Source organism: Corallococcus sp. AS-1-6, assembly GCF_020037015.1.
In the GTDB taxonomy this organism is placed as follows: Bacteria; Myxococcota; Myxococcia; order Myxococcales; family Myxococcaceae; genus Corallococcus.
In genome coordinates this window covers 72411-96384 of record NZ_JAIQDE010000014.1, presented here as the reverse complement: position 1 = coordinate 96384, position 23974 = coordinate 72411, and the positions used below count along the sequence as shown (strand labels likewise).

Below are 23974 nucleotides of genomic sequence, written 5' to 3'. Positions count from 1 at the left end.
ACGGGGCTGGCACGCTCCCGTCCAACGATGCGCACCCCACGTCCATCCCCGGCCACCGCCGAGGACCTCCACGCGCGCCTGGCCGCTCGCATCACCGCGCTGGAGGACCGGGTGCGCCGTCTGGAGGCCCGGCTCGCCCTGGAGGCCCGCAAGCCGCCTCCCGTCCGCACCCGGGCCAGCGTCTCCGCCGCCACCGTCCGCACCGCCAGGCCCCGGCCTCGCTGCCCCGGCTGCACCCTGGAGCTGCCCCGTGGACGGCGCGGTGAGTCGTGCGTGTGGTGCGGCTTCATGTTCGCCGCCGTGTCGCGCCGCCGCGCCAACGGGCCCAAGACGCCCCGGAAGCAACGATGAGCGGGACGTACCGGCTCGTCGGCCGCACGGAGGCGGGGGACCTCGCGGAGCTGTACGAGTCCCTGCTGCTGCCCACCCTCCCCGTCGCGGTGAAGCTCTTCCTGCCGCGCACCTCCGACCCCGCGTATGCCCGCGCGCTGGCGGAGACCGTGCGGCGGCTCCAGCCCGTGCGCCACCCGGGCCTCCTCCACGTCGTGGACGTGGGCTTCGTGCGCCAGCGGCTCGCCGTGGTGCGCGAGGACGTGGACGGCTTCACGCTGGGCGTCGCGCTCCAGCGCCTCAACACGAAGGAGGTGCTGCTGCCGCCCACGGTGGCGCTGTCCATCGTCATCCAACTGTTGGAGGCCGTGCAGCTCGCGCACGACGCGGGCGTCGTCCACGGGGCCATCACCCCCGGCAACGTGCTGCTGGCGCGCGAGGGCTATCCGGCCATCTGCGACTTCGGCGCGCTCCAGGCGCTCCTGTCCGTGCCCCAGCTCAAGCGCACGTTCGCGCACCGGGGCCGCAGCGCGTACCGGGCACCGGAGGTCACCCGCGGTGAGTCGCCCACGGAGGCGTCGGACGTGTACTCGCTGGGCGCCATCGCGTACGAGCTGCTCACGCTGCGCGAGGCCGTGGTGCCCGGCAGCGGCGTGAGCACCCGCCGCGAGGCGCTGCCTCCGCCCAGCCGGCTGGACCGGCGGATCAACTCGCGGCTGGATCCGGCGATCATGCGCGCGTTGGATCCGGCGCCCCAGCGCCGCTTCCGCTCGTGCGGTGAGTTCGCCCAGGCCCTGCGCAACTTCCTCTCCGCGGGCGGCGGCCTGCCCGGCGCGGAGGAGGTGGCGCGCTTCGTGTCGGAGCTGTTCCCCAACGAGGTGAGCATCGCCGCCCCCGGGCCCGTGCCGTTCGCGGAGCCCTTCCAACTGGAGCCCGTCTCCGGCGCGGAGATGGACGACCTGCACGCGGAGGAGCACGAGGCCTCCATCGTCCAGCGCGCGCCGTACAGCCGCGCGCCCTCGGAGCAGGAGGCCTCCGCCGAGACGCAGGAGGCCGCGCCCGGCTTCGAGGAGTTCCGCCCCGAGGACTACGCGCCGGATGACGACGCGCCCCTGGACGACGAGCCCGGGCCGGAAGGCGAACCGCGGAGCACCGAGCTCTCACCCGCGGGGCCGCTGGAGCAGGGCTGGGACGCGCCGCCGGGAGTCCTTGCGCAGAAGGCCCGCCGCCCGGACAGCCCGGCGTCCGCGCGAGCCGGGCGCAATCCTCGCGTGAAGGTCATCGAGGACTTCTCCGGCCCGGCCCTCGGTGACGACGAGCCGCCCGTGCCCACCGGCCGCCGCGCCGCCTTGCGCCCCGGCCCACCGCTGGGCGGGGATGAACCTGTTCCTCCTTCCGGCCGCCGCGCGGCCCTGCGCCCCGGCCAGCCCGTGGGCGCGGAAGAAGAACCGGCGAAGCGCCCGGCCCTGCGTCCCGCGAAGGGGGCAGGGGGCAGGGCTCCCGGCCAGGAGACGGCGGTCCTCCCTGCTGGCGGTGGCGCGCCCTCGCCGGCCCCCGTGGCCGCCGACGCGGGTGGGCCACGCCGGGGCCGCGCCGAACCCACGGAGGCGCTTCCCGCCGAGCCCCGCTCGGAGCGCCGCATGGCCCCTCCGAAGGCGGAGGGCCGCGTGCGCTCCGACATGGCCGAGCCCGCCCCGTCGGACCGGCACGTGCCGGTGCACCAGCGCTTCGACACCGTGGAGACGCCGCGCATGGACGCGGTGGACGCGGGCACCCGCCGCAAGCGCCTGCTCTTCATCGCGGGCGGCATCGCGCTGGTGGGCCTGTTCATGTTCTCCGTCGCCGCGTGGCGGCTGGGCCTGGAGCCCGTGCAGGAACCGGAGCTGCCCCGCTACGATCCCAATGCCCCGGTGGCGAACGGAACGCAGACGCCCGCGAACCCGTCCGCGCTCAAGCCCATCACGCCTCCGCCGCCCGCGCCGCCGCTCAATCCAGGGGCGCGGGACATCGAGGACGAGGAGGCGGCGGAGGACACCGCCGAGCCCGCCGTTCCTCCCAAGAACCAGCGCGCGTTCCTCACGCTGCGCACGAACCTGCCGGCGAACGTCTTCATCGACGGGGCGAAGGTGCGCCGCGCGACGCCGCTGGTGAACCACCCGGTCCGCGTGGGCACTCGCGACATCCGCGTGGTGGCCATCTCCACCGGCGAGCAGAAGGACTTCCAGCTCCGCTTCTCGCGGGGCCAGCACCAGAAGCTGGACGAGCAGTTCCAGCCTCCCCCCACCAGGCGGTGAGTTCCGTGGAGCGCACGCGCATCTTCGTCGTCGAGGACCAGCCCCAGTTGCTGCGCAACCTGGTCAAGGTGCTGGGCACCTTTCCGGAGCTGGAGGTCGTGGGCACCTCCCAGGACGGCGAACAGGCGGTGGACGACATCGTCCGTGAACGCCCGCAGCTCGTCCTGCTGGACCTGGAGCTCCCCAGCCTCAACGGCATCCAGGTGACCCAGAAGGTCAAGCGCCGCGCCCCGGAGGTGGAGATCCTCATCCTCACGTCCTTCGAGGACGAGCAGAAGGTCTACGAGGCCATCCAGGCCGGCGCGTCCGGCTACCTGGTGAAGCGGGTGGGGCCGGAGAAGATCCGCTCCGGCATCCAGGAGGTCATGGACGGGGGCACCGTGCTGGAGCCCATCATCGCCCGGCGCTTCTGGAACTACTTCCAGTCCGTCCAGGCCAAACCCGCCAAGAAGCCCGCCGAGCTGCCCTGGGGGCTGACGGCCGTGGAGCTGGATGTCCTCCGGTACGTGGCCAAGGGCCTGTCCAACGCGGAGGTGGGGCGGGTGATGACGCTGGAGCGGCGCACGGTGCGCACGCACCTGTCGCATATCTACCGGAAGATGGGCGTCAACTCCCACGTGGACGCGGTGGTGATGGCCCTGCGTGAAGGTGTCGTGGATCTCTAGCCGCGCCGTGGTTACGGTGTGGCACCTATGTCCAAGGCATCCCCGCGGTCCACCGCCGTGCGCGCGGTGGACCCCACCCTCGCCGCCCTCTTCGACGTTCACGAGGCAACGCTGCCCAACGGCCTCAAGGTCCGCCTGCTGGCGAACCACCAGGCCCCGGTGGTCAGCCTCTACACCTTCTTCCAGGTGGGCAGCCGCAACGAGCGGCCCGGCATCACCGGCATCAGCCACCTGTTCGAGCACATGATGTTCAACGGGGCGAAGAAGTACGGCCCCAAGATGTTCGACAAGACGCTGGAGTCCAACGGCGGCCGCTCCAACGCGTACACGTCCAATGACATGACCGTGTACTACGACGACTTCAGCGCGGACGCGCTGGAGACGGTGCTCGACCTGGAGTCGGACCGGATGCGCTCCCTGCGCATCTCCGACCAGACGCTGGCCAGCGAGCGCCAGGTCGTGATGGAGGAGCGCCGCGTCCGCGTGGACAACGAGATCCCCGGCATGATGGACGAGGAGCTGGGCACGCTCGTCTACAAGGCGCACGCGTACCGCTGGCCCGTCATCGGGTGGATGGCGGACATCGAGAACATCACCCGCGAGGACTGCCAGGAGTACTTCCGCACGTACTACGCGCCCAACAACGCGGTGCTCTACATCGTCGGGGACATCGACCCGAAGAAGACGCTCGCGCTGGTGCGCAAGTACTACGGGAACATCCCGCGCGGCCCCACGCCCGCGCCGGTGCTCAACGCGGAGCCGGAGCAGAAGGGCGAGCGCCGCGCCGTGGTGCGCCACCCCGCGCAGTCGCCGTCCGTGATGATCGGCTTCCGAGGCCCCGCCGCCAGCAACGAGGACACGCTGGTGCTGGACGTGGTCCAGTACATCCTCACCAAGGGCGAGGGCAGCCGGCTGGTGAAGTCCCTGGTGTATGACCAGAAGGCCGCCGTGTCGGTGATGCTCGACTGGAGCTGGCGCATCGACCCGGGCACCATCCTGTTCTACCTGGAGCTCAAGCCGGACTCGGACGCGGCGAAGGTGGAGGCCCTGCTGTACGCGGAGCTGGAGCGGCTCGCGCGCGAGGGCGTCTCCGACAAGGAGCTGCAGAAGGCGAAGAACAACCTGCGCGCGGACCACCTGCGGGAGCTGTCCACCAACAGCGGCCGGGGCCACGCCCTGGGCCACTACGAGGCCCTGCTGGGCGACTGGCGTGAGGGCCTGTCCCTGCCGACCTTCTACGCGTCCGTCACCGCGGAGCAGGTGAAGGCCGTGGCCGCGAAGTACTTCGCCCCCGAGCGCCGCTCGGTGGTCACCCTCCATCCCGAAGCCGGCGCCGACGAGGCCGGTGACGAAGCGGCGGAGGCTTGAACCCCATGGCCTCCCGAAAGATCGCCAAAGTGAAGAACACCGTCCGCAAGGCCGCCAAGGCCGTGCGCAAGCAGGCCACCGCCGCGCGCAAGAAGGTCGCGCAGGTGAAGAAGGCCGTCCCGGCCCGGGCCAAGAAGCTGGTGAAGGCCGCGCAGGCGCCGAAGTCCGCCGCCACCGGCGAGCTGAAGCTGCCCGCGCTGCATGAGAGCACCACGTCCACGGGCCTGAGGGTCATCGCCGCCGAGCGCGGGCCGCTGCCGCTGGTCTCCGTGCGGCTGGTGATGCGCGCGGGCGGCGTGTGGGATCCGCCGGGCAAGGACGGCCTGGCGGACTTCACCGCGCGCCTGCTGCGCCGGGGCACGAAGCGCATGGACGCGGATGGCATCAGCGAAGCCATCGAGTTCGTGGGCGCCAGCCTCTACGCGGGCGTCAACGAGGACGTGCTGTCCGTCTACCTCACCACGCCGGCGGAGCACTTCTCCGCGATGCTGGACGTGCTGGGGCAGGTGGTGCGCGAGCCCACGTTCCCGGAGAAGGAGGTCGCGGACGCCCGCGAGCGCGCGCTGGCGCAGTTCGCCAACGACCTGGATGATCCGTCCTCCATCGCGGACCGCGCCTTCACGCGCGCCGTGTGGGGGGACCATCCGTACGGGCGCGACCTGGGCGGCAACAAGCGCACCGTGTCCACCTTCACCCGCGACGACGTGGTCCGCTTCCACGCCGAGTGCATGGGGCCGAAGATCTCCCTGCTCACGGTGGTGGGCGCCCTCGACCCGGCGACCGTGGCCGCGGAGGCCGAGCGCGCCTTCGCCGGCTGGACGGGCGGCCCCGACGCGGAGCCGATGCTGCCCCGCAGGCAGGAGCCGCTGGCGAAGGCCGGCACGGTGCTGCTGGTGGACAAGCCGGACCAGACGCAGTCCCAGGTGCGCCTGGGCGGCCCCGGCTTCTGGCTGGGCCACGAGGACTACTTCCCGGCCACGGCGATGAACATCGCGCTGGGCGGCGGCTTCACGTCGCGGCTGATGAACGAGATCCGCGTCAACCGGGGCCTCACCTACGGCGTCAGCTCCTACTTCGACACGATGAGCGCGGCAGGCATCTTCGCGCTGTCCACGTTCACGAAGACGGCGTCCACGCGGGTGATCATCGACGTGGCGCTGAAGGAGATCCACGGCGTGCGCGACGGCGGCCTCAAGCCCCGTGAGCTGAAGGACGCGCAGAGCTACCTGGCCGGCCTGTACCCGCTGCGCACGGAGACCAACGAGTCCGTGGCCTCCGTCATCGCGGACATGCGCATGCACGGCCTGGGCGACGACTGGGTGGAGAAGTTCCGCGACCGGCTGCGCGCCGTGACGCCGAAGGACGTGGCCGCGGCCGCGAGGAAGTACGCCTTCGCGGACCGGCCCGTCATCGTGGTGCTGGGCAAGGCGTCGGAGGTGAAGCCGCTGCTGGAAGGGCTGGGCCCCATCACCGTCGTGCCTGCGTCGGACTACGAATGAGCGGAGACGTTCCCCGCGTCCTCTTCGAGGGCGCGGGCGTGATGGTGGTGGACAAGCCGGCCGGGGTGCTCGTCATCCCCGGCCGCGAGGGCGGCGCGTCCCTGCGCGACACGCTGGAGGCCTCGCTGGGCCGCAAGGTCTACGTGGTGCACCGGTTGGACCGCGACACGTCCGGCGCGCTGGTGTTCGCGCTGGACGCGGCCGTGCACCGCGCGCTGTCCCAGGCCTTCGAGACGGGCAAGGTGCGCAAGCGCTACCGCGCCCTGGTGGAGGGCCGGCTGGAGGCGCCCCGGATGGTGGACGCGCCGCTCGTCGCCGGCCGCAAGGGGCGCATGCGCGTGGCCAGGCCGGAGGAGCCGGACGCCAAGGCGTCACGCACGCGGGTGCGCCCGGTGGAGACCTTCGCGCGCGCGTCGCTGGTGGAGGCGGAGCCTTTGACGGGCCGCACGCATCAGATCCGCGTGCACCTGCTGTCCCTGGGGCACCCGCTGCTCGTGGACCACCAGTACGGCCGCGAGGCGCCGCTCACGGAGGGCGACCTGGGAGGGCAGGGGACCGCGGAGGTGCTGGCCCGGACGCCGCTGCATGCCGCGCGCGTGGAGTGGCCCGCGTTGCCCGGGCTGCCAGCGCGCGGGGTGGATGCGCCGCTGCCCGAGGACATGCGGCGCACGCTGGAGCTGCTGCGCGCGGCGGGGTGAGGCGCGGCGCTACCTGGCGGGCTCCAGCCGGAACGTGTTGGACTCGCCGGTCGCGCCGAAGCTGTTCAGCGCGGTGAGGCGCACGTTGCCCGCGGGCGCGTCCATGACGACGTACGCGTTGCAGACGCCGACCTCGCAGGGGCCGATCTTGGAGGGCGTCACCGTGCCGCGCGACGCGCTCAGCTCCACCGAGCCCTGGAAGTGCCCGGCCCGGGGCCCCAGGGCGCGCACCGTGATGACGAAGGGCGTCCGGCTCACGCGCGTGCCGTCGATGGCGTCGAAGCTGAAGCCCGTGACGTCGCCCTCGCGCATCGGCTCGTCCGGCCCGGGGCCCGCGTCCACCCGCTGGCCGCCGTCCGTGGTGTCGACCCCGCCGTCGAAGTCGCTGGAGATGGGGCCCGCGTCCGTGAGGATGAGCACGCCTCCGTCCTCCGCCGGGGGCGGGTCGATGACCTCCTGTCCCGCGGGGCGCAGGGTGAGGGCGTCATCGGCCACCGCCTCGCGCCCGTCCTCCAGTCGCAGGCGCACCGCGTGCGAGCCCGCGCCCAGCCCCCGGGGCACCGTCACGATGGCGACGCCCGCCGGGTCGAAGCTCGACACCGTCGCCTCCAGCTCATCCACCCAGACGCGGCCGGAGCCCATGCGCGCGTCCACCTTCTTCGCGCCGTAGTCCACGGCCACGCTGTAGCGCGCGTCGAACCGCACGGTGACGTCTTCGTCCCTCGTGTTCACCGGCAGCGTCGCGGGCTCCACGCTGACGATGGTGGGGTCGGGCAGCGCCGCCGGGTCGCCCGAGCAGGCCCACGCCAGCACCGCCAGCCCCACCGTGGCCAGGCCCGCGCGCATCACGGCACGAACCTCAGCCCCGCGGACACGGACACGCCGCCCAGCTCGGCGCGCAGCGACGGCGTCTCCACGGGCGCCAGGGCCGCGCGCACCTCCGTGAGGACGCTCCAGCGGCCCAAGCCATACGCGCCCTGTGCGGCCAGGAATCCCATGGCGCGCACTCTGCGCTCATCCAAGGCGTCAGGAAAGACGGCACCGGCCTCAATGGCTTTCGTCGACAGGTGATGGCTCAAAGCCAGCACTCCGCCGCCTGCACGGCCGTCCAGTTGAAAGGAACCACGCTGGAAAAGGGTGACCCGCGCGGACAAAAGCAGGGGCATCCCCCAGACGCGGGAGCGCACCTGCGTGCCGGCCTGCTGTCCGTCCAGGCTCGCGTGACGAAGGCCCGCCTCGGCCTCGGCCGCCACGCGCCAGCGCCACAGCGGCAGCGGCACGGTGACGCCCAGCCCCAGCAGCGGTCCCCCGTTGGCGCCGCTCGCGAACGCGGCGCCGCCCAGGAGGAACAGCGACGGCTGCGGCACCGGGACCTGGACCCCGTGCCCAGGGAAGAGGGCAGGGGCGTCCGGGATGAGCACCACGTCCGCGGGCCGTGCGTCGGCGGGCTTCACCGCGCCCTGGAGCCGCACCGCGTCCCCGGCGGGCGCGTCACTCCAGCGCACGGTGACGGACACGTCCGTCGCGTCCGCGCGCGGGCGCACCGTGTAGCGCGCGCGCTCCGGATCCACCGGCTTCACGTCGGCGCCCTCCGCCTCCACGCTCAGCGCCGAGGCGGGGACCCGCTCCTCGGCGCCCGCGATGATCAGCCAGCCGCCGCCCTCCACGGGCAGCGGATCCGGCGTGAGCGCGGCGACGAGCGGACGCACGGCGGGCACCTCCAGCGGCGCGCGGCGATCCGTGGTGAGCGTGCCCCGGGTCGCGAGCACGCGCGCCTCCGTCGCGTCCGGCGGCACCTCCACGGGCACCTGCGCGCGCCCGTGCCCGTCCGCCTTCACCGGGCCGAAGCGCGCCTCGCCCACCGCGACCACCACCTCCGCGCCCGGCGCCGTGGACACGTCCAGCGTGGTGCGTCCCAGGAGCGGCAGCCGCACGGTGGTGACCTCCGGCGCGCGGCCGTCCTCCACCCAGAACGAGAGCACCGCCCACAGCGGGTAGCGCACCGGCGGAGGCGTCCAGCGGAAGACGCGCTCGGCGCCGCCCTCCACCCGCGTCCGCTCCCAGGTGCCGGAGGAGGCCGCCGCGCGCACGGGGCCGGCGCCCTTGGGCACCCGCACCCGCACCTCCACGACCACGTCCTCCCCGAGCACCACGCGCCCGGGCGTCGCCTCCACCTCCGGCGGAGCCGCCCGTGCGACGGCGGCACCCAGCAGCAGGAGGCAGAGAGCGAGAGGGAGCGGCGGACGCATTCGGGAGACCCAGCGCCCCAGTTGACCGCCGCTCCGGCCTCCGGGTCAATCCCCGGAAGGCAGGGAAGTCTCAGCGGCCAGGTCCGCCTCCGGAGGGGGCTCGGCCTGGGGCTTGTCCGCGGGGCCGGTGTGCTTGTTCGTCGGCGGACTGAAGACGGGCTTGTCCGTCGGCGGACCGCCACGGCCGTGCACCAGCGTCTTGGTGTCCGTGCGGAAGGTGAGGTCCACCTTGTCGCCGCGCACCGCCGTCACCAGGCCCACGCCGAACGTCGGGTGGTGGAGCACCTGGTCGACCTTGTAGGTGTCCTTGGGGCTGTACTTGGGCGCGCTCGCGATGTCCTTGCCCGCGAGCTGCTCGTCAAAGGAGATGACCACCTTCTCCGCGCGGGTGCTGCCGCCGCTGGAAGAGGCCGCGCGGGGCGCGCGGGTCGTGGAGGCCTTGGTGGGACGGTCCGTGACGCCCGCGGCGCCCCGGAACGCGTGGTCCCCGCCGCAGGTGTTGCAGCGGACGCGCACGATCTTCGGACCCACCATCGCGAGGATGGTGTGCGCCAGGTTCATCTTGCAGCGGGTGCACTGGGCATCCACCTCGCCGCCGACCTTCTGAGTAGCCATGCTGTCGTGTCGCTCTGGCCCGGCAACTCCCCGCAAGGGGCGCGCCGGACGTGGAAGTAAAAGGGCCGCGCAACATAACGGCCGACCCCAGGCGGAGGAAGTCCCATCGCATCCCACCCGCGCGCCGCGTGGGAGCCCTCCGGCCAACCAACCGATGGAGGTGGGGGTGGGATGGGCCCGCGCTCAGTTCCCTTGTGCCGCCGTCCGGAGCACGTAGAGTCGCCCGCCTGAACGCATGACCACCGAGACCCCCAGCAAACCCAACCGGTTCACCGGCGCCTTCATCCAGTCGGTGGAGGGCCTCGGCAAGGGCCTCATCGACGTCGTCAGCAGCATTGGCGGCGTGGTGGCCCTGGGCCTGGACGTCTTCCGCTGGAGCGTGCGCCGCCCGTTCCGGCTGCACAACCTCTTCACCCAGTTGGACTTCGTGGGCGTGGGCTCCATCTTCATCGTGGGGCTCACCGGCACCTTCACCGGCATGGTGTTCGCCCTCCAGACGTCCACGGCGTTCGCCCTGTTCGACGCGGAGAGCCTGGTGGGCCCCACCGTGGCCCTGACGCTCACGCGCGAGCTGGCCTCCGTGTTCGCCGCGCTGATGGTCACCATGCGCGCCGGCTCCGCCATGTGCACGGAGCTGGGCACCATGCGCGTCACCGAGCAGGTGGACGCGCTGGAGACCATGGCCGTCAACCCGGTGCAGTACCTGCTGGTGCCCCGGGTGCTCGCCGGCCTGTTCATGGTCCCCGCGCTCACCATGCTCTTCAACACCACGGGCATGAGCGGCGCCTACGTGGTCGCCGTCTTCGGCCTGGGCATCTCCCCCGGCACGTTCCTGTCCCGCACCCAGCAGTGGATGGCGCCGGCGGACGTCTACGAGGGCCTGCTCAAGGGCGCCATCTTCGGCCTCTCCGTGGCCCTCATCTGTTGCTACAAGGGCTTCAACGCCTCCGGCGGCGCCAAGGGCGTGGGCCAGGCGACCACGGAGGCGATGGTCTCGAGCGCGCTGGCCATCTTCATCCTCGACTTCATCGTCGGCATGTTGATGCACTGATGAGCTCAGCGACGGCGCCCGGCTCCGAGCGGGCCATGATCGACATCGTGGACCTGCACAAGACGTTCGCGGGCAACAAGGTCCTCACCGGCATCAACCTCACCGTGCCCGCGGGCAGCACCTGCGTCATCCTGGGCGGCTCCGGCTCCGGCAAGACGGTGCTGATGAAGCACATGATCGGCCTGCTCAAGCCGGACAGCGGCAAGGTCATCATCGACGGGCAGGACATCGTCCCCATGAGCGTGGAGGCGCTGCAGCAGGTGCGCCGCAGCTTCGGCATGGTGTTCCAGGCCGCCGCGCTCTTCGACTCCATGACGGTGTTCGAGAACGTCGCCTTCCCGCTGCGCCAGCACACGAAGCTGTCCGAGGACGAGATCCGCGAGCAGGTGAGGAAGCGCCTGGACCTCATGGGGCTCAAGCGAGAGGTGGAGGGCCGCTTCCCCGCGGACTTGTCCGGCGGCATGCGCAAGCGAGTGGGCTTGGCGCGCGCCGTGGTGCTGGACCCCAAGGTCGTTCTCTACGACGAGCCCACCACCGGCCTGGACCCCATCACCACGGACTCCGTGGATGACATGATCCTCACCGCGCAGAAGGAGCTGGGCGTCACCAGCGTGGTCATCAGCCACGACATCGCGTCCGCCTTCAACGTGGCCAACCAGATCGCCTTCCTGTCCAAGGGCGTCATCGTGGAGTACGGCCCGCCGGAGAAGCTGCGGGAGTCCCAGCACCCGGCCGTCCAGGTCTTCCTCCAGACGTGGTTCGGCAAGAACTAGGCATTTCGGGTAGGGAATCCGGTCCCCCAAGGATTCCAGCCCTTCATGAAAAGCTGGCACCCGGCATGCAAATCGTTAGAGTCGCGCGCGGCCGGTGGTAGCGCTCGGAGTCACATCAGGTGAAGAAGCTCGTCACGCCCTTCCGTGTTGGCCTGCTGGTCCTCGCCGCCGGAGGATTCCTCATCACGTTCGTGCTGTTCGCCAAGAAGGGCGGACTGAGCGACCGTGACTCCACCCAGGTGTGGGCCTACTTCCGGGACGCGTCCGGCCTGGCGGTCCGTGGGCGGGTGCAGATCGCCGGCATCCCCGTGGGCGAGATCAGCGACATCAGCCTGGAGGGCACCCGCGCGAAGATCTGGCTGAAGATTCGCAAGGGCGTGGACCTGCGCCAGGACGCCGCGGTCACCAAGCGCTCGGAGTCGCTCCTGGGCGACTACCTGCTGGACCTGAACCCCGGCACGGAGCAGGCGCCGGAGCTGGAGAACGGCGGGCAGATCCGCCGCGTCATCGACACGCAGGGCGTGGAGGCCGTCTTCGAGTCCCTGTCGCAGATCACCTCCGACATCCAGCAGGTGACGGGCGCGCTGCGCGAGGTGCTGGGCGGCGAGAAGGGCGCCGGCAGCCTGGAGCGCATCGTGGAGAACCTGGTCCGGCTGTCGGACTCGGTGGACGCGACGGTGCGCCGCAACACGGACCGCCTGGACACCATCATGGCGAACGTGGAGGGCGTGTCCTCCGACGTGCGCGCCATCACCCAGGGCAACGGCGCGGAGGTGACGCGCATCGTCACCAACGTGGAGCGCATCACCCAGGACGTCCGCGAGGTGCTGGGCACCGTCAAGAACATCGTGGGCAGCGGGGAAGGGGAGTTCAAGGAGAGCGTCTCCAGCCTCAAGCAGACGCTGGGCCGGCTGGACAACACCCTGGCCAACCTGGAGGACATCACCCGCAAGGTGAAGGACGGCGAGGGCGCCGCGGGCGCGCTGCTCACGGACGAGCAACTGGGCCAGCGCCTCAGCGAGGCCGTCACGGACGTCAGCGAGTTCGCCACCCGCCTCAGCACCCTCCAGACGGAGGTGGGCCTGTTCAGCAGCTACCTGGTGGCCCAGGGCGCGTCCAAGAACGGCCTGTCGCTGCGGCTCATCCCCAAGCCGGACAAGTACTACCTGCTGGAGATCATCGACGACCCGCGCGGCTCCGTCAGCACGCAGGTGGTGCAGACGAACCCGCCGTCTGACGGGGACCCGGTCATCCAGACGCAGAAGGTGACCCGGGAGTCCTTCAAGGTCAGCCTCCAGTTCGCCAAGCGCTACTACTTCACCACCCTGCGCGTGGGCCTCATCGAATCCACGGGCGGCGTGGGCGCGGACCTGCACCTCTTCGACGACGCGCTGACCCTGAAGATGGACGCGTTCAACTTCACTGCGGACGAGCTGCGCTACCCGCGCCTGCGCGCCACGCTGCGCGCCCAGGCGTTCGACCACCTGTTCGTCATGGCGGGCATGGACGACATCCTCAACGCCAAGCAGCGGGACGCGGCCACCCGGCGCCTCATCGCCGGCCGCGACTTCTTCTTCGGCGCGGGCTTCTTCTTCACCGACGACGACCTGAAGGCCCTCATCGCCACCACGGGCGTCCCGGCGTTCTAGACCGTTGTCCCCTTGACGTTGCCGGGAAGGTGTCGTACCCGGCACGGGCACGGGGTTTCCCCTGGAATGCGCCGTGCCCTGACGCGAAGCCGTACCCGCGCCGGGTCACCCCCAGGAAGAAGCCTCCATGTCTCTGCTCGTCGTCGGTTCAATCGCGCTGGACTCGCTGGAAACGCCCTTCGGCAAGAAGGAGGACGTGCTGGGTGGCTCGGCCACCTACTTCTCCACCTCCGCGTCCTTCTTCAGCCCCGTGCAACTGGTGGCGGTGATTGGCGAGGACTTCCCGGAGGCGCACCTGCAGTTCCTGCGCGGGCGCGGAATCGACCTGGAGGGGCTCACCCGCGAGTCCGGCCGCACCTTCCGCTGGAAGGGCAAGTACGGCTGGGAGCTCAACGAGGCGCAGACGCTGGACACCCAGCTCAACGTCTTCGAGGCCTTCTCGCCCAACCTGCCGGCCGCCTACCGCGAGACGCCCTACGTCTTCCTGGGCAACATCCACCCGGAGCTCCAGTCGCGCGTGCTGGATCAGGTGAAGGCGCCCAAGCTGGTGGCCGCGGACACGATGAACTTCTGGATCCAGGGCAGCCGCCCCGCGCTCCTCAAGACGCTCCAGCGCGTGAACCTGCTCTTCATCAACGACGCGGAGGCGCGCCAGCTCTCCGGCGAGCACAACGTGGTGAAGGCCGCCCGCGCCATCCTGGCCATGGGCCCGTCCCGCGTGGTCATCAAGCGCGGCGAGCACGGCGCGCTCCTCTTCGAGCAGGACCACATCTTCGCCTGCCCGGCCTTCCCCCTGTCGGAGGTCTTCGACCCCACCGGCGCGGGTGACACCTTCGCGGGCGGCTTCATGGGCACCCTGGCCAGCTCCGGCGCCGGCAAGGTGGATCAGCAGGTGCTGCGCAAGGCCATGGTCATGGGCAGCGTGATGGCGTCCTTCACCGTGGAGAAGTTCAGCCTGGAGCGCCTGCGCGAGGTGCAGCGCCCGGAGATCCACGCCCGCTTCACCGAGTTCAAGAAGCTCACCCACTTCGACGACCTGGGCCCGCTGGGCGGGTAGGGGAGCGCCGACGCGGGGACGGGACAGCCCGGTGTGGAACTTGACGGGCCGCACCCACCCTCCCTAGGCTCGACCGGACGCAGTGGATGAATAAATCCGGTGCGGACGTCCTTTTTCAGCGCCGGCGTGGACAGTGAAGGTGCCACGTCGGGAGGTCCCCCGGTTGAGCGAGAATCGAAAGCACGCGCGGGTCGGCACCCTTCTGCGCTGCTGGTGCGAGGGTGAGAACGTGACCCTGTATGCACGCATCGCCAACCTGAGCGAGGGAGGCCTCTTCGTGAGGACGAGCACCCCGCTGGCGGCGGGGACGCGGGCGCAGGTGCGGCTCACGCAGCAGGCGACGGACACGCAGTTGCAGGCGCAGGCCACGGTCGTCTGGTTGCGGCAGGAAGAGCAGCCCGCCGGCCGCCCTCCGGGCATGGGCCTGAGATTCGAAGCGTTGGACGCGGACGCGCTGACGAGTCTGCGGCGCATCATCTCCCAGCAGCAAACCCACCCCTAGGGTTCCCATGCGCATCGCCGTCATCTCCGACATCCACTCCAACATCGAGGCCCTCACGGAGGTGCTGAGGGTGGCGGAGCACCAGAAGGTGGACCGCTTCGTGTCGCTGGGGGACATCGTCGGTTATGGGGCGTCCCCCAACCCGTGCTGTGACCTGGTGCGCTCGGTGGCGGAGATCACGCTGCTGGGCAACCACGACGCGGCGGTGGCGGGGCGGATGGACTACTCGTACTACTACGACGCCGCCCGGCACGCGCTCGACTGGAGCGCCAACGTCATCTCCGACGAGAACCTGGCCTGGCTCAGAAGCCTCCCGTACACGTACCGCATCGGCGAGGTGGGCTTCTGCCACGGGTCGCCCATCGACCCGAAGGCGTACGAGTACATCTTCGCGCTGGAGCAGGCGCGGGAGCTGACGCCGTACGTGGCGGAGCTGCCGGAGGTCACCTTCATCGGCCACAGCCACCTGTGCCGCGCGTTCGCCATTGGCAACGGCGAGGTGAACGACGTGGTGGCGCAGAAGTTCGTGCTGCGCAAGGGCTACAAGTACATCGTGTCCGTGGGGAGCGTGGGCCAGCCGCGCGACTACGACAACCGGGCCTGCTTCGTCATCTGCGACACGGACGCGCGCACGGTGGAGTACCTGCGCGTGGAGTACGACATCGAGACCTCCGCGCAGAAGATCTTCGACGCGGACCTGGCGCTCAACTTCGGCAAGCGGCTGTTCCTGGGCGTGTAGGGCAGGCCCGCCGCCCCCGTGCGGAAAAGGGGCGCGGCCGGACGGAAGGTGGCATAAACCGGGGCCGTGCGCCCCCAGGTCCCCCGTCCGATGCGGCCCTTCATGGGCCTTGGCCTCGCAGCCTTCCTGTTCGTCAGCGGCTGCAGCCGCTCGCCCGCGCCGCCCTCGCCCGAGTTCGAGCAGGCCAGCCGCCGGTGGACGTCGCTCTACGCCCAGAAGCTGGACGACGCGTACCTGGACCCGTCCATCGGAGAGATTGAAGCGCAGTTGCAGCGCGTGCCCGCGGACAGCGTGGACTCCGCCGCGTCCCAGGACCTGCTCCAGCGCATCCAGGCGGGCCGCACCCGCATGCAGGCGGCGCTCGACGAGCAGCGCCGCGCGGTGGCCAACGCCGGCGCGCTGCCCACGATGGACCCCTCTTCCACGGACTTCCCGCGCCAGGCCGAGCCCGTGGCGGCCGAGCCCGTGGACGCCGGGCCGGGGGACGCCGGGGCGATCGCCGGGCCCCAGATGGGCACCCCGGCCTCCGAGCTGGTGGCCGGCTTCGAGGGCTGCTTCGGCCGGGGCACGCCCGTCACGGTGGAGGGGCGGGGGATGCGGGAGACCTGGCAGCTCAGCGACCGGGCGTCCTGCCAACTGGGGTACCCCAGCCACCGGGACTCCGTGGTGGTGGTTGAAGACGGCCGTGTGCTGGCGCTGTTACCCAAGAGCGCCATGCGGACCGTGCGCCGTTATGAGGACGGCGGCACGGTGCCCGCGGACGGCGGCGGGCGTTGAACCTCTCTCTTTCAAGAGCTGACGACCTTCGATGAACGAACAGACCTTCATGAAGTTGATGCGCGTGCTGCCCAAGTCGGCGGTGTCCTCCGCGGTGGGCCTGGCCACGCGCCTGCCCGCGCCCGCGCCGGTGCACCACTGGGCCATGCGCACCTTCGCCAAGGCGTACAACGTGGACATGGAGGAGGCGGAGCACTCCTTCGAGAAGTACCCGACCTTCGCCCAGTTCTTCACCCGCGGCCTGAAGCCGGGCCTGCGCCCGGTGGACCCCGGCGAGAAGGTCGTCGTGTCCCCGGTGGACGGCCGGGTGTCCCAGGTGGGCTACGCGGACAACGGCCGCTGCCTGCAGGCCAAGGGCATCGAGTACACGGTGGACGAGCTCCTGGGGGACGCGCAGGCGGCGAAGCCCTTCCACGGCGGCGCCTGGACGACGGTGTACCTGTCCCCGCGCGACTACCACCGCATCCACTCGCCGCTGGGCGGCACCATCACCGGGTACGCGTACATCCCGGGTGAGTTCTGGCCGGTGAACCCCGCGTCGGTGAAGAACAAGCAGTCGCTGTTCTGCGTGAACGAGCGGCTCGTGACGTACCTGGACACCGTGGCCGGCAAGGTGGCGGTGGTGAAGGTGGGCGCCACCTGCGTGTCGCGCATCAAGGCGTCCTACGAGGACATCACCACGCACGTGGGCCAGCCCGGCAAGGTGCACCGCTACAGCGCGGGCATCCCGGTGGAGAAGGGCGGCGAGCTGGGCCGCTTCGAGATGGGCTCCACCGTCATCCTCTGCTTCGAGCCCGGCCGCGTGCGCTGGGACGACAGCATGCAGCCGGAAGCGGTGGTGCGCATGGGCACGCGTATCGGAGTCATCACGTGAGCCAGAAGATCAACGGCGTGAAGGGGATGAACGACCTTCTGCCGGGCGAGATTGAAGTGTGGCAGTTCGTGGAGTCCACCGCGCGCACGCTGTTCGGCCGCTTCGGCTACGGCGAGGTGCGCACGCCCATGGTGGAGGACACGGCCCTCTTCGTGCGCAGCGTGGGCGAGGAGACGGACATCGTCGGCAAGGAGATGTACACCTTCGAGGACAAGGGCGGCCGCAGCCTGTCCCTGCGTCCGGAGGGCACCGCGCCCGCGGCGCGCGCGTACATCGAGCACTCGGTGAACAACCAGGAGCCGGTGTCGCGCTGGTTCTACATGGGGCCCATGTTCCGCTACGAGCGGATGAAGACGGGCCGCTACCGTCAGTTCTCCCAGATTGGCGCGGAGGCCTACGGCGCGAAGGAGCCCGCGCAGGACGCGGAGCTGATGGACGTGGTGGTGCAGTTCCTGGAGGCCCTGGGCCTCACGGACGTCACCCTGAACATCAACTCGCTGGGCGACGACAACTGCCGGCCCGCGTACCACGCGAAGCTGGTGGAGTACCTGAAGGCGCACCGGGAAGAGCTGTGCGCGGACTGCCAGCAGCGGCTGGAGCGCAACCCGCTGCGCGTCCTGGACTGCAAGAACGAGAAGTGCCAGGCGGTGGCCGCGGCCGGGCCCAACGTGCTGGAGTTCCTGTGCGAGCCGTGCCGCGCGCACTTCACGGACCTGCAGCGCAAGCTGGGCGTGCTGGGCATCAAGTACGTGGTGAACCACCGGCTGGTGCGCGGCCTGGACTACTACACGCGCACCGTCTTCGAGTTCATCGCCTCGCACCCCGCGCTGGGCACCGCCAGCACGGTGGGCGGCGGCGGGCGCTACGACAAGATGATGAAGGGCCTGGGCGGGCCGGACGTGCCCGCGGTGGGCTACGCCATGGGCCTGGACCGGCTGGTGCTGCTCCTGAAGGAGAGCGGCAAGACGTTCACCCAGCGGCCGGACCTGTTCATCGCCGTGGCGGACGAGGGCTCGCAGGACGAGGGCCTCAAGCTCGCCAGCCGCCTGCGCCGCGAGGGCCTCAAGGTGGACTTCGACACGCGCGGCGGCAGCCTCAAGAGCCAGATGAAGCGCGCGGACAAGTCCGGCGCCCGCTTCACGCTGGTGCTGGGCGAGCAGGAGCGCACCACCGGCCAGGCGAAGCTCAAGCCCATGGCGGGCGGTGAGCCCGTGCCCGTGGCGCTCGACAGCGTCGCCGCCACCGTGCGCGCGCAGCCGGACGCCCCGGCTCCAGCCCCCACGGCCTGATCCAGGAGCCCCTCCGGCATGACGCGCCCGGCCGGAGGGGAGGGGGGCGGCCTGTCTTCCCTGAAAGCCTGGAAGTAAAGGTGTTAAGCATCGTAAGTCCTGGGAATCGCTGGGGGATTGAGGCTGCGTAGATTCGCGGACATTGAGAGGTTGGAGTACATTCCATCCTCCATGTCGAGCGCTCCCCAGCCCGTCTCCATGATCGATGGCCTCCGTTGGATCCCTGTCGCCGGGGACAGCATGTGGCCGTCGTTGCGTGCGGGGGACGTGGCGGAGGTGGAGCCGCTGGTGGAGGCGCCGCGCCCGGGTGAGGTGGTGCTGGCGCGCTTCGAGTCCTCGCTGGTGTTGCACCGGGTGCGCTGGTGCGACGGCAGCGTCTGCGCGCTTCGCGGGGACAATGGCGGGGTGGAAGATCCGCCGCTGCCGCTCGTCCGTATCCTCGGGCGTGCGCGGCGTGTGCGCCGGGGCGGCGCGTTGCTGGAGATGGACCGCTGGGACGTGGGGCCCCGTCGCCTGGGCCGCTGGCGCGCGACGCTGAAGCGCCAGGTGGCCGCGTGGCTGGGAAGGACGGGCCGTGCATGAGCTTCCAGGAAGGCAGCGTTCCCCGGCGGCGTGCGGGGACCTCGGGGGAGGGCTTTGGCGCGGACTTCCTGGTGCTGGACGCGGAGGGGCGCACGCTGCGCGGGCTCAACCCGACGGCGGCGCGCATCTGGGCGCTGTGCGACGGACAGCGCACGGCCCGGGCGGTGGCGGAGCAGGTGGCTTCCGAGTTTTCGACCGACGTCGGTCCGGTGCTGACCGACACGCTGCGCTTCCTGGAGGAGCTTCAGCGGCGAGGTCTGTTGGACGAAGTGCGCGCGCCGGCCGGTGCCGCGCCCCTGGAGGAGACATGATGCGTGCGCTCGTGACCGTGCTGGCGGGTGCGATGGTGCTGTCGGCGTGCTCGGAAGGGGTGTCCCCCCTGCCGCCGCCGGCTGCCATGAAGCCGGGGCAGGGCGGCGGCTCCGTCACTCCCGTGGATCCGGCCGACGTGCTGGCCGGTGGCGGGAGCGTGGCCCGGCCGCCGCCTCCGGCTCCGTCCGGTGAGCAGCCGCCTCCGGACGAGGGCGGGGAGGAGGTGCCGCCGCCGGTGGCGCTGCCGCCCCCGACCGGGAGCGCCGAGGTGGTGGGCGCGGGCGCGGAGCCCACGCCGCTGTCCGAGGTGCAGCAGGTGGACGTGGACTTCGTGGTGAGCGGCGTGCGGAACAAGGGCGTGGTGGACGTGGAGTTCATCGCGCCGGGCGGGCGTCCGTACGAGAAGCGGAGCGCGACGGTGGAGGCACCGCCGGAGGAGACGCGAACGCTGCGCTATTCGCTGCCGGTGGCGGGCACGCCGGTGTCCATGTCGCGCATGACGGGCACCTGGCAGGTGCGCTTCTTCCTGGACGGGGTGCAGTTGGCCTCCACGTCCTTCACCCTGGAGCCGTGACGTGAGGCCCGCCATGAACGTCCGCATCCTCGCGCTCGTCGCCGTGCTGCTGCCCGCGGTGGGCTTCTCCCAGAACCGGACCTGGACCGTGCGCCCCGTCCCCTCCGCCGGGGAGACCGTCGCCCGCGTGGTGATGGAGGATGCGTCCGACCTGGTCCTGGAGGTGACGAACACGACCCAGGCCACGACCGACGCCCGCCTGTCGGAGGTGTCCTTCGTGCTGCCCGCGGGCTACCAGCTCCTGGGCGGCCTGCCGGCGGAGGAGAACCCGCACTGGAAGGTCGAGTACCTCGACTCCAACGAGCGGCGCATCACCTTCCAGTCCACGTGGGGCTGCGTGGACGAGGGACGTGGCCTGGCGCGCAATGAGTCCGCGCGCTTCGTGCTGAGCGTGGTGGGGCCGTCGAACCGTTCCAACGACAGCTCCACCGAGCGCCTCGTCACGGGGACGTATGCCCGCGACCAGTGTGACGGCACGACCTACTCGTACAACGTCGGCACCATGACGCCGTGGAATCGCGGCATCCTGGCGGCGAACGTGACGCTGTCGCCGCGCATGCTGGCGGTCAACGGCACGACCGTGGCGCGCGTGGTGGTGGAGAACCGGGGCACGGGCTCGTCCTCGGTGGTCGTGGACAACCCCGCCTCCACGACCAGCGTGCCGCTCACCACCGTGAGCAAGCTCCCCACCGGCAACGTGCCCGTGGCGGTGCAGGCCGCGGGCGTCATCGCGGTCACCCTGCGGCCCACCGCCGCCGGTGCCGTGGCCGCGCGCGTCCGGGCTCGCGCGACCGGCGCGAACGCGCCGCTGGTGGACTCGCCCATGGCGGACGTGGGCGCCCTGGTCGCCGCGGCGGACATGGACCTGGTGGACGCGTTCCCCGGTGATCAGGTGACGCTGCGCCTGACGGTGCTCAACACCTCCACCACGAACACGTACACCCAGGTGCGGCCGCGCGTGCCGGTGCTGCTGGGCACCGCGGCGGCGTCACTCGTGTCCGGCCCGTCGCCGGAGAGCGTGGCGCAGTTGGCTCCGGGCGCCTCCGCGCAGTTCACCTGGCGCTACCAGGTGTCCGGCACACCCGGCGCCCGCTACCAGTTCCAGGCGCAGGTGGACGGGACGCTCAACGGCTCGGCGGTGGCGGGGGATGCCGTCACCGCGCGCAAGGGCCGCATCGTGGAGCACCGCGTGCGGCTGAGCCAGGAGACGATGTCCACGGCGGCCACGGGCGTGACGGTGGCGTACACGGTGCAGAACCGGGGCACGCTGCCCATCTACGAGGTGAAGCTGTTCAAGCCCGCGGTGAACTACTTCGCGGTGGCCGCGTCGGGGCCGCAGGCGTTCGGGGACTGGAGCGTCTTCACGGAGGCGGGCGGCTACATCTGGGCGTCGGACACCGGCATCCCTGTGGGCGGCGAGGCCACCTTCCGCATCACCTATTCGGGCTTCACCGCCGTCCCCGCGGACACGGCGTTCCGCCACCGCCTGGAGCTGAACCAGGGCTGGAACGATCCGCGCATCCGCGTGGAGGCGACGATGACGTTGCTCGCGGTCACCGCCTCCCCGGACGTGGGGCGCCTCACGGGCGTGGCCCGCGACGGCAGCGTGACGCTCACCTGGGACAACCCGTTCAACCACGGCGGCACCCTGGTGCTGCGCGCCGAAGGGGCGACGCCCAACACCGCGCCGACCAGCGGCACGCGCTACGCGGTGGGTGACGTGCTGGGCAACGCGACGGTGGCGTACGTGGACGAGTTCAGCTCCGCGTCGTCCATGACGGACACGGGCGTCACCAACGGCACGACGTACGTCTACCGCGTGTTCAACGCGGACGATGAGCTGCGGTACGGGCCGGGCAACCAGCCCACCTCGGTGGGCCTGCTGGCCACCCCCCGGGCGCGCGTGGCGGGCAACCCGCTGTGGTGCTACTCGGTGGGGTTGGACACGACGCTGCAGCCCGTGACGGAGCTGGGCGTGGGCATCTTCAGCTCCTTCAACGACTCGGTGGTGGCCACGCTCACGAACACCACGAACCCGTCCGAGGACGGCGCGGAGCGCTTCCGGCCGGTGAAGATGGCGGGCAAGATCGCCAGCCGCTTCCCGGTGGTGCCGCTGCTGGGCCGGCCCGGGCAGCAGTGGATCGTCGTTGGCGACCAGAGCGGCGTGCCGGCGGTCATCAACACCGCCACGGGTGAGTTCCTGTGGAGGAACACCACGCTGGGCCTGGGGAACATCAGCTCGTTCCCGGTGACGCAGTTGCTCGACTACGCGAACCCGGAGTACCGGACGACGTACTCGAACGTGGACCTGGCCATCTTCGCCACGCGCAACACGTCCGCGCAGAACCAGGTGGTCGCGCTGAACGCGGCCACGGGCGCGCTCATCTGGCGCTACCGGCCCGGGGACCTGGGCATGGTGAGCGGCGGCATGCTGGTGGACTACACGACGAACCGGCTCTACGTGCCGACCCGCTCGGGCACGAGCACGGCCACGCTGCGCGTGCTCAACAGCCTCACGGGCGCGGAGGTGGCGCGGCTGTCGCTGGGGGACCTGGAGTTCGGCGTGGTCCGCAACGCCACGAGCAACCAGATCCTGGTCACCGCCAATGATGGCCGGGTGTACGGCGTGAACCCGGCCACGTTCGCGACGGCCTGGACGGTCGCCGTGCGGCCCACCACGGCGCGGGCGTTCACCCACTTCGCGCGGCCCCTGGGCCGGGGCTTCGTGGTGAGCACGGCGGACGGCAGGGTGGAGCGCTATGAGATGGACGCGACCAACGTGCCGGTGATGCTGTGGTCCACGCCCATCGAGGGCCCGGCCGGCTCCTTCACCCTCAACCAGAACGGGGTGGCGCGCATCTACGTCGGCGGCTCGGACGGCAAGGTGCACCAACTGGAGCTGGAGACGGGGACGGACTCCGGGCAGGTGACCGTGGCCCCGGCGCAGACCATCGGCACTCCGACCATCGATCACACCGTGAGCCGGTTGCATGTCGGTACCGGGGATGGTCGTATCTGTGCCTTCCCGGTGCCCTTCTAGGTGGGCCATCACGTGAGCCAACGACCTTCACAGCCTCCAGCGGGTCCCTCCGTGCCGAAGCCGCCGGCGGCGCCCGCCGTGTACGTGCCTCCCGCCATCCTGTGGGAGCAGCCCTTCGTCGCGCTGGCGCAGTTGTCCATGTGCACCATCCCCGGCGAATCGGAGTGCATGCCGTGAACGGCGGGGACCCCGCGCCGGGTCCCCGTGACGGCGCGCTCCGGATCACCCTGGCCGGGTGGACGGTGGCGCTCGAGGTGGAGGATGACGCGCTCGCCGGTCCACTCCGGCACGTGTTCGGCGCGTTCCTCGCTGCGGAGGCCGTGGCTCCCGATGCCCGGCTGGTGATGCGGAACCCTCCCAGTCCCCGTGCTCCGCCCACTGTGCAGGAGCTGCCCCGGCTCGTGCCCGGTGACGCGGGGACGCTGCGCGTGGAGGGCGCCGGGTATTCGGCGGTGCTCTCCGAGGACCGGTGCCACGCGGACGTGGTCGGGTCCGGGCGCTACCCGGTGGAGAACGTGATCAAGGTGATGCTCGCGTCCGCGCTGGCGAAGCGCGGCGGGCTGCTCCTCCACGGCGTGGGGCTGGTGCATGGAGGCCGGGCCGCGCTGTTCGTGGGGCACTCCGGCGCGGGCAAGAGCACCCTGGGCGGGCTGTGGCGCGAGGCGGGTGGGGCGGTGCTCGCGGACGAGCTGGTCGCTGTGTGGCCCGTGGAGGATGGCGGTTGGCGGGCCGCGGGGACGCCCTGGAACGTGCCGGCCCGGACCGCCGAGGCGGCGCTCGTCGCGGTGGGCACGCTGGGCTGGGACGCGGGGTCGCGGTGGGAGGCGCAGGGGGCAGGGGAGGTGGCTCGCGTGCTGCTGCTCAACGCGCTCTTGCCCGAGCCCACGCCCTCGGGCCGGGGAGCGCTGGTGGGCGCGGCCGGACGCGTGCTGTCGTCCGTGGAGACCGCCCGGCTCATGTTCGCGCGGGATGCCAGCGCGGCGGAGGTCGTGCGGGCGCGGCTGGCGTAGCGGGGGCTCGCGCTTGCCTCGCGGCTG

General features: G+C 71.3%; 24 protein-coding genes. 21 read left to right on the top strand and 3 right to left on the bottom strand.

The window, feature by feature from the left end:
- Positions 1 to 27: 27 nt before the first annotated feature.
- From K8612_RS20620 to K8612_RS20595, 6 genes are read left to right on the top strand one after another with little or no spacing between them, the layout of a single operon-like run.
- A complete protein-coding gene (locus tag K8612_RS20620) occupies positions 28 to 351 on the top strand; it encodes a hypothetical protein (protein WP_223738312.1) in 324 nt (107 codons plus the stop codon).
- Positions 348 to 2624, top strand: coding sequence for a serine/threonine-protein kinase (locus tag K8612_RS20615; protein WP_223763531.1), 2277 nt, complete (start codon positions 348 to 350; stop codon positions 2622 to 2624). Before K8612_RS20620 ends, K8612_RS20615 begins: the two co-directional genes overlap by 4 nt.
- 5 nt (positions 2625 to 2629) lie before the next feature.
- Positions 2630 to 3289, top strand: a complete 660-nt coding sequence (locus tag K8612_RS20610) for a response regulator transcription factor (RefSeq protein WP_223763530.1) — start codon at positions 2630 to 2632, stop codon at positions 3287 to 3289.
- 27 nt (positions 3290 to 3316) lie between these two features.
- Entirely contained in the window at positions 3317 to 4657 is a 1341-nt protein-coding gene (locus tag K8612_RS20605; protein ID WP_223763529.1) for a pitrilysin family protein, read from the top strand.
- 5 nt (positions 4658 to 4662) lie between these two features.
- The gene (locus K8612_RS20600; protein WP_223763528.1) at positions 4663 to 6156 is read left to right on the top strand and encodes a pitrilysin family protein; all 1494 of its coding nucleotides are present in this window, start codon (positions 4663 to 4665) and stop codon (positions 6154 to 6156) included.
- Entirely contained in the window at positions 6153 to 6854 is a 702-nt protein-coding gene (locus K8612_RS20595) for an RluA family pseudouridine synthase (protein WP_223738317.1), read from the top strand. The genes K8612_RS20600 and K8612_RS20595 overlap by 4 nt, the downstream gene beginning before the upstream one ends.
- Positions 6855 to 6863: 9 nt before the next feature.
- Here K8612_RS20595 and K8612_RS20590 read toward each other — a convergent pair whose 3' ends face one another.
- The 3 genes from K8612_RS20590 to K8612_RS20580 are packed head-to-tail and all read right to left on the bottom strand — an operon-like array spanning position 6864 to position 9718.
- Positions 6864 to 7703, bottom strand: coding sequence for a hypothetical protein (locus K8612_RS20590; protein WP_223763527.1), 840 nt, complete (start codon positions 7701 to 7703; stop codon positions 6864 to 6866).
- The gene (locus tag K8612_RS20585; protein ID WP_223763526.1) at positions 7700 to 9103 is read right to left on the bottom strand and encodes a hypothetical protein; all 1404 of its coding nucleotides are present in this window, start codon (positions 9101 to 9103) and stop codon (positions 7700 to 7702) included. Before K8612_RS20585 ends, K8612_RS20590 begins: the two co-directional genes overlap by 4 nt.
- A gap of 45 nt (positions 9104 to 9148) precedes the next feature.
- Positions 9149 to 9718 carry a hypothetical protein gene (locus K8612_RS20580; RefSeq protein WP_223738320.1) on the bottom strand — a complete coding sequence of 190 codons (570 nt, stop codon included), beginning with the start codon at positions 9716 to 9718 and terminating at the stop codon, positions 9149 to 9151.
- Between the two features lie 235 nt (positions 9719 to 9953).
- Here K8612_RS20580 and K8612_RS20575 point away from each other — a divergent pair, with 235 nt between their 5' ends.
- From K8612_RS20575 to K8612_RS20510, 15 genes are all read left to right on the top strand, one after another.
- Positions 9954 to 10769: an ABC transporter permease gene (locus K8612_RS20575; RefSeq protein WP_223738321.1), complete on the top strand. Its 816-nt coding sequence runs from the start codon at positions 9954 to 9956 to the stop codon at positions 10767 to 10769.
- A 35-nt stretch (positions 10770 to 10804) separates the two neighbouring features.
- Positions 10805 to 11542 (top strand): ABC transporter ATP-binding protein, encoded by a 738-nt coding sequence (locus tag K8612_RS20570; protein WP_304503921.1) that lies wholly within the window; start codon positions 10805 to 10807, stop codon positions 11540 to 11542.
- A gap of 119 nt (positions 11543 to 11661) precedes the next feature.
- On the top strand, positions 11662 to 13191 hold the full coding sequence (locus K8612_RS20565; protein WP_223738323.1) for an MlaD family protein: 1530 nt from the start codon (positions 11662 to 11664) through the stop codon (positions 13189 to 13191).
- A gap of 127 nt (positions 13192 to 13318) precedes the next feature.
- Positions 13319 to 14248: a PfkB family carbohydrate kinase gene (locus tag K8612_RS20560; RefSeq protein WP_223738324.1), complete on the top strand. Its 930-nt coding sequence runs from the start codon at positions 13319 to 13321 to the stop codon at positions 14246 to 14248.
- Between the two features lie 163 nt (positions 14249 to 14411).
- Complete coding sequence (locus tag K8612_RS20555; RefSeq protein WP_223738325.1) at positions 14412 to 14750, top strand: TIGR02266 family protein; 339 nt, start codon at positions 14412 to 14414, stop codon at positions 14748 to 14750.
- A 7-nt stretch (positions 14751 to 14757) separates the two neighbouring features.
- Entirely contained in the window at positions 14758 to 15489 is a 732-nt protein-coding gene (locus K8612_RS20550) for a metallophosphoesterase (protein WP_120526312.1), read from the top strand.
- Positions 15490 to 15591: 102 nt separating this feature from the next.
- Positions 15592 to 16266, top strand: a complete 675-nt coding sequence (locus tag K8612_RS20545; RefSeq protein WP_223738326.1) for a hypothetical protein — start codon at positions 15592 to 15594, stop codon at positions 16264 to 16266.
- Between the two features lie 31 nt (positions 16267 to 16297).
- Positions 16298 to 17140: an archaetidylserine decarboxylase gene (asd, locus tag K8612_RS20540; protein WP_223763524.1), complete on the top strand. Its 843-nt coding sequence runs from the start codon at positions 16298 to 16300 to the stop codon at positions 17138 to 17140.
- 26 nt (positions 17141 to 17166) lie between these two features.
- Complete coding sequence (gene hisS / locus K8612_RS20535; RefSeq protein ID WP_223738393.1) at positions 17167 to 18429, top strand: histidine--tRNA ligase; 1263 nt, start codon at positions 17167 to 17169, stop codon at positions 18427 to 18429.
- A 171-nt stretch (positions 18430 to 18600) separates the two neighbouring features.
- Positions 18601 to 19011 (top strand): S24/S26 family peptidase, encoded by a 411-nt coding sequence (locus tag K8612_RS20530; protein ID WP_306799688.1) that lies wholly within the window; start codon positions 18601 to 18603, stop codon positions 19009 to 19011.
- The gene (locus tag K8612_RS20525) at positions 19008 to 19322 is read left to right on the top strand and encodes a PqqD family protein (RefSeq protein ID WP_014397086.1); all 315 of its coding nucleotides are present in this window, start codon (positions 19008 to 19010) and stop codon (positions 19320 to 19322) included. Before K8612_RS20530 ends, K8612_RS20525 begins: the two co-directional genes overlap by 4 nt.
- On the top strand, positions 19319 to 19897 hold the full coding sequence (locus tag K8612_RS20520; protein WP_223763523.1) for a hypothetical protein: 579 nt from the start codon (positions 19319 to 19321) through the stop codon (positions 19895 to 19897). The genes K8612_RS20525 and K8612_RS20520 overlap by 4 nt, the downstream gene beginning before the upstream one ends.
- A gap of 13 nt (positions 19898 to 19910) precedes the next feature.
- Complete coding sequence (locus K8612_RS20515) at positions 19911 to 22937, top strand: PQQ-binding-like beta-propeller repeat protein (protein ID WP_223763522.1); 3027 nt, start codon at positions 19911 to 19913, stop codon at positions 22935 to 22937.
- A 51-nt stretch (positions 22938 to 22988) separates the two neighbouring features.
- Positions 22989 to 23114 (top strand): hypothetical protein, encoded by a 126-nt coding sequence (locus tag K8612_RS38960; protein WP_255651269.1) that lies wholly within the window; start codon positions 22989 to 22991, stop codon positions 23112 to 23114.
- Positions 23111 to 23947, top strand: coding sequence for a hypothetical protein (locus K8612_RS20510; RefSeq protein ID WP_223763521.1), 837 nt, complete (start codon positions 23111 to 23113; stop codon positions 23945 to 23947). Before K8612_RS38960 ends, K8612_RS20510 begins: the two co-directional genes overlap by 4 nt.
- Positions 23948 to 23974: the final 27 nt, after the last annotated feature.

Excerpts from the sequence above, each read along its gene's own strand:
- K8612_RS20545 (WP_223738326.1), top strand. The coding sequence starts at position 15,592 with ATGGGCCTTGGCCTCGCAGCCTTCCTGTTCGTCAGCGGCTGCAGCCGC.
- K8612_RS20530 (WP_306799688.1), top strand. The coding sequence starts at position 18,601 with ATGTCGAGCGCTCCCCAGCCCGTCTCCATGATCGATGGCCTCCGTTGG.
- K8612_RS20580 (WP_223738320.1), bottom strand. The coding sequence starts at position 9,718 with ATGGCTACTCAGAAGGTCGGCGGCGAGGTGGATGCCCAGTGCACCCGC.
- K8612_RS20550 (WP_120526312.1), top strand. The coding sequence starts at position 14,758 with ATGCGCATCGCCGTCATCTCCGACATCCACTCCAACATCGAGGCCCTC.
- K8612_RS20575 (WP_223738321.1), top strand. The coding sequence starts at position 9,954 with ATGACCACCGAGACCCCCAGCAAACCCAACCGGTTCACCGGCGCCTTC.
- hisS (WP_223738393.1), top strand. The coding sequence starts at position 17,167 with ATGAACGACCTTCTGCCGGGCGAGATTGAAGTGTGGCAGTTCGTGGAG.
- K8612_RS20515 (WP_223763522.1), top strand. The coding sequence starts at position 19,911 with ATGAACGTCCGCATCCTCGCGCTCGTCGCCGTGCTGCTGCCCGCGGTG.
- asd (WP_223763524.1), top strand. The coding sequence starts at position 16,298 with ATGAACGAACAGACCTTCATGAAGTTGATGCGCGTGCTGCCCAAGTCG.
- K8612_RS20615 (WP_223763531.1), top strand. The coding sequence starts at position 348 with ATGAGCGGGACGTACCGGCTCGTCGGCCGCACGGAGGCGGGGGACCTC.
- K8612_RS20605 (WP_223763529.1), top strand. The coding sequence starts at position 3,317 with ATGTCCAAGGCATCCCCGCGGTCCACCGCCGTGCGCGCGGTGGACCCC.
- K8612_RS20595 (WP_223738317.1), top strand. The coding sequence starts at position 6,153 with ATGAGCGGAGACGTTCCCCGCGTCCTCTTCGAGGGCGCGGGCGTGATG.
- K8612_RS20585 (WP_223763526.1), bottom strand. The coding sequence starts at position 9,103 with ATGCGTCCGCCGCTCCCTCTCGCTCTCTGCCTCCTGCTGCTGGGTGCC.
- K8612_RS20520 (WP_223763523.1), top strand. The coding sequence starts at position 19,319 with ATGATGCGTGCGCTCGTGACCGTGCTGGCGGGTGCGATGGTGCTGTCG.
- K8612_RS20600 (WP_223763528.1), top strand. The coding sequence starts at position 4,663 with ATGGCCTCCCGAAAGATCGCCAAAGTGAAGAACACCGTCCGCAAGGCC.
- K8612_RS20525 (WP_014397086.1), top strand. The coding sequence starts at position 19,008 with ATGAGCTTCCAGGAAGGCAGCGTTCCCCGGCGGCGTGCGGGGACCTCG.
- K8612_RS20570 (WP_304503921.1), top strand. The coding sequence starts at position 10,805 with ATGATCGACATCGTGGACCTGCACAAGACGTTCGCGGGCAACAAGGTC.
- K8612_RS20620 (WP_223738312.1), top strand. The coding sequence starts at position 28 with ATGCGCACCCCACGTCCATCCCCGGCCACCGCCGAGGACCTCCACGCG.
- K8612_RS20560 (WP_223738324.1), top strand. The coding sequence starts at position 13,319 with ATGTCTCTGCTCGTCGTCGGTTCAATCGCGCTGGACTCGCTGGAAACG.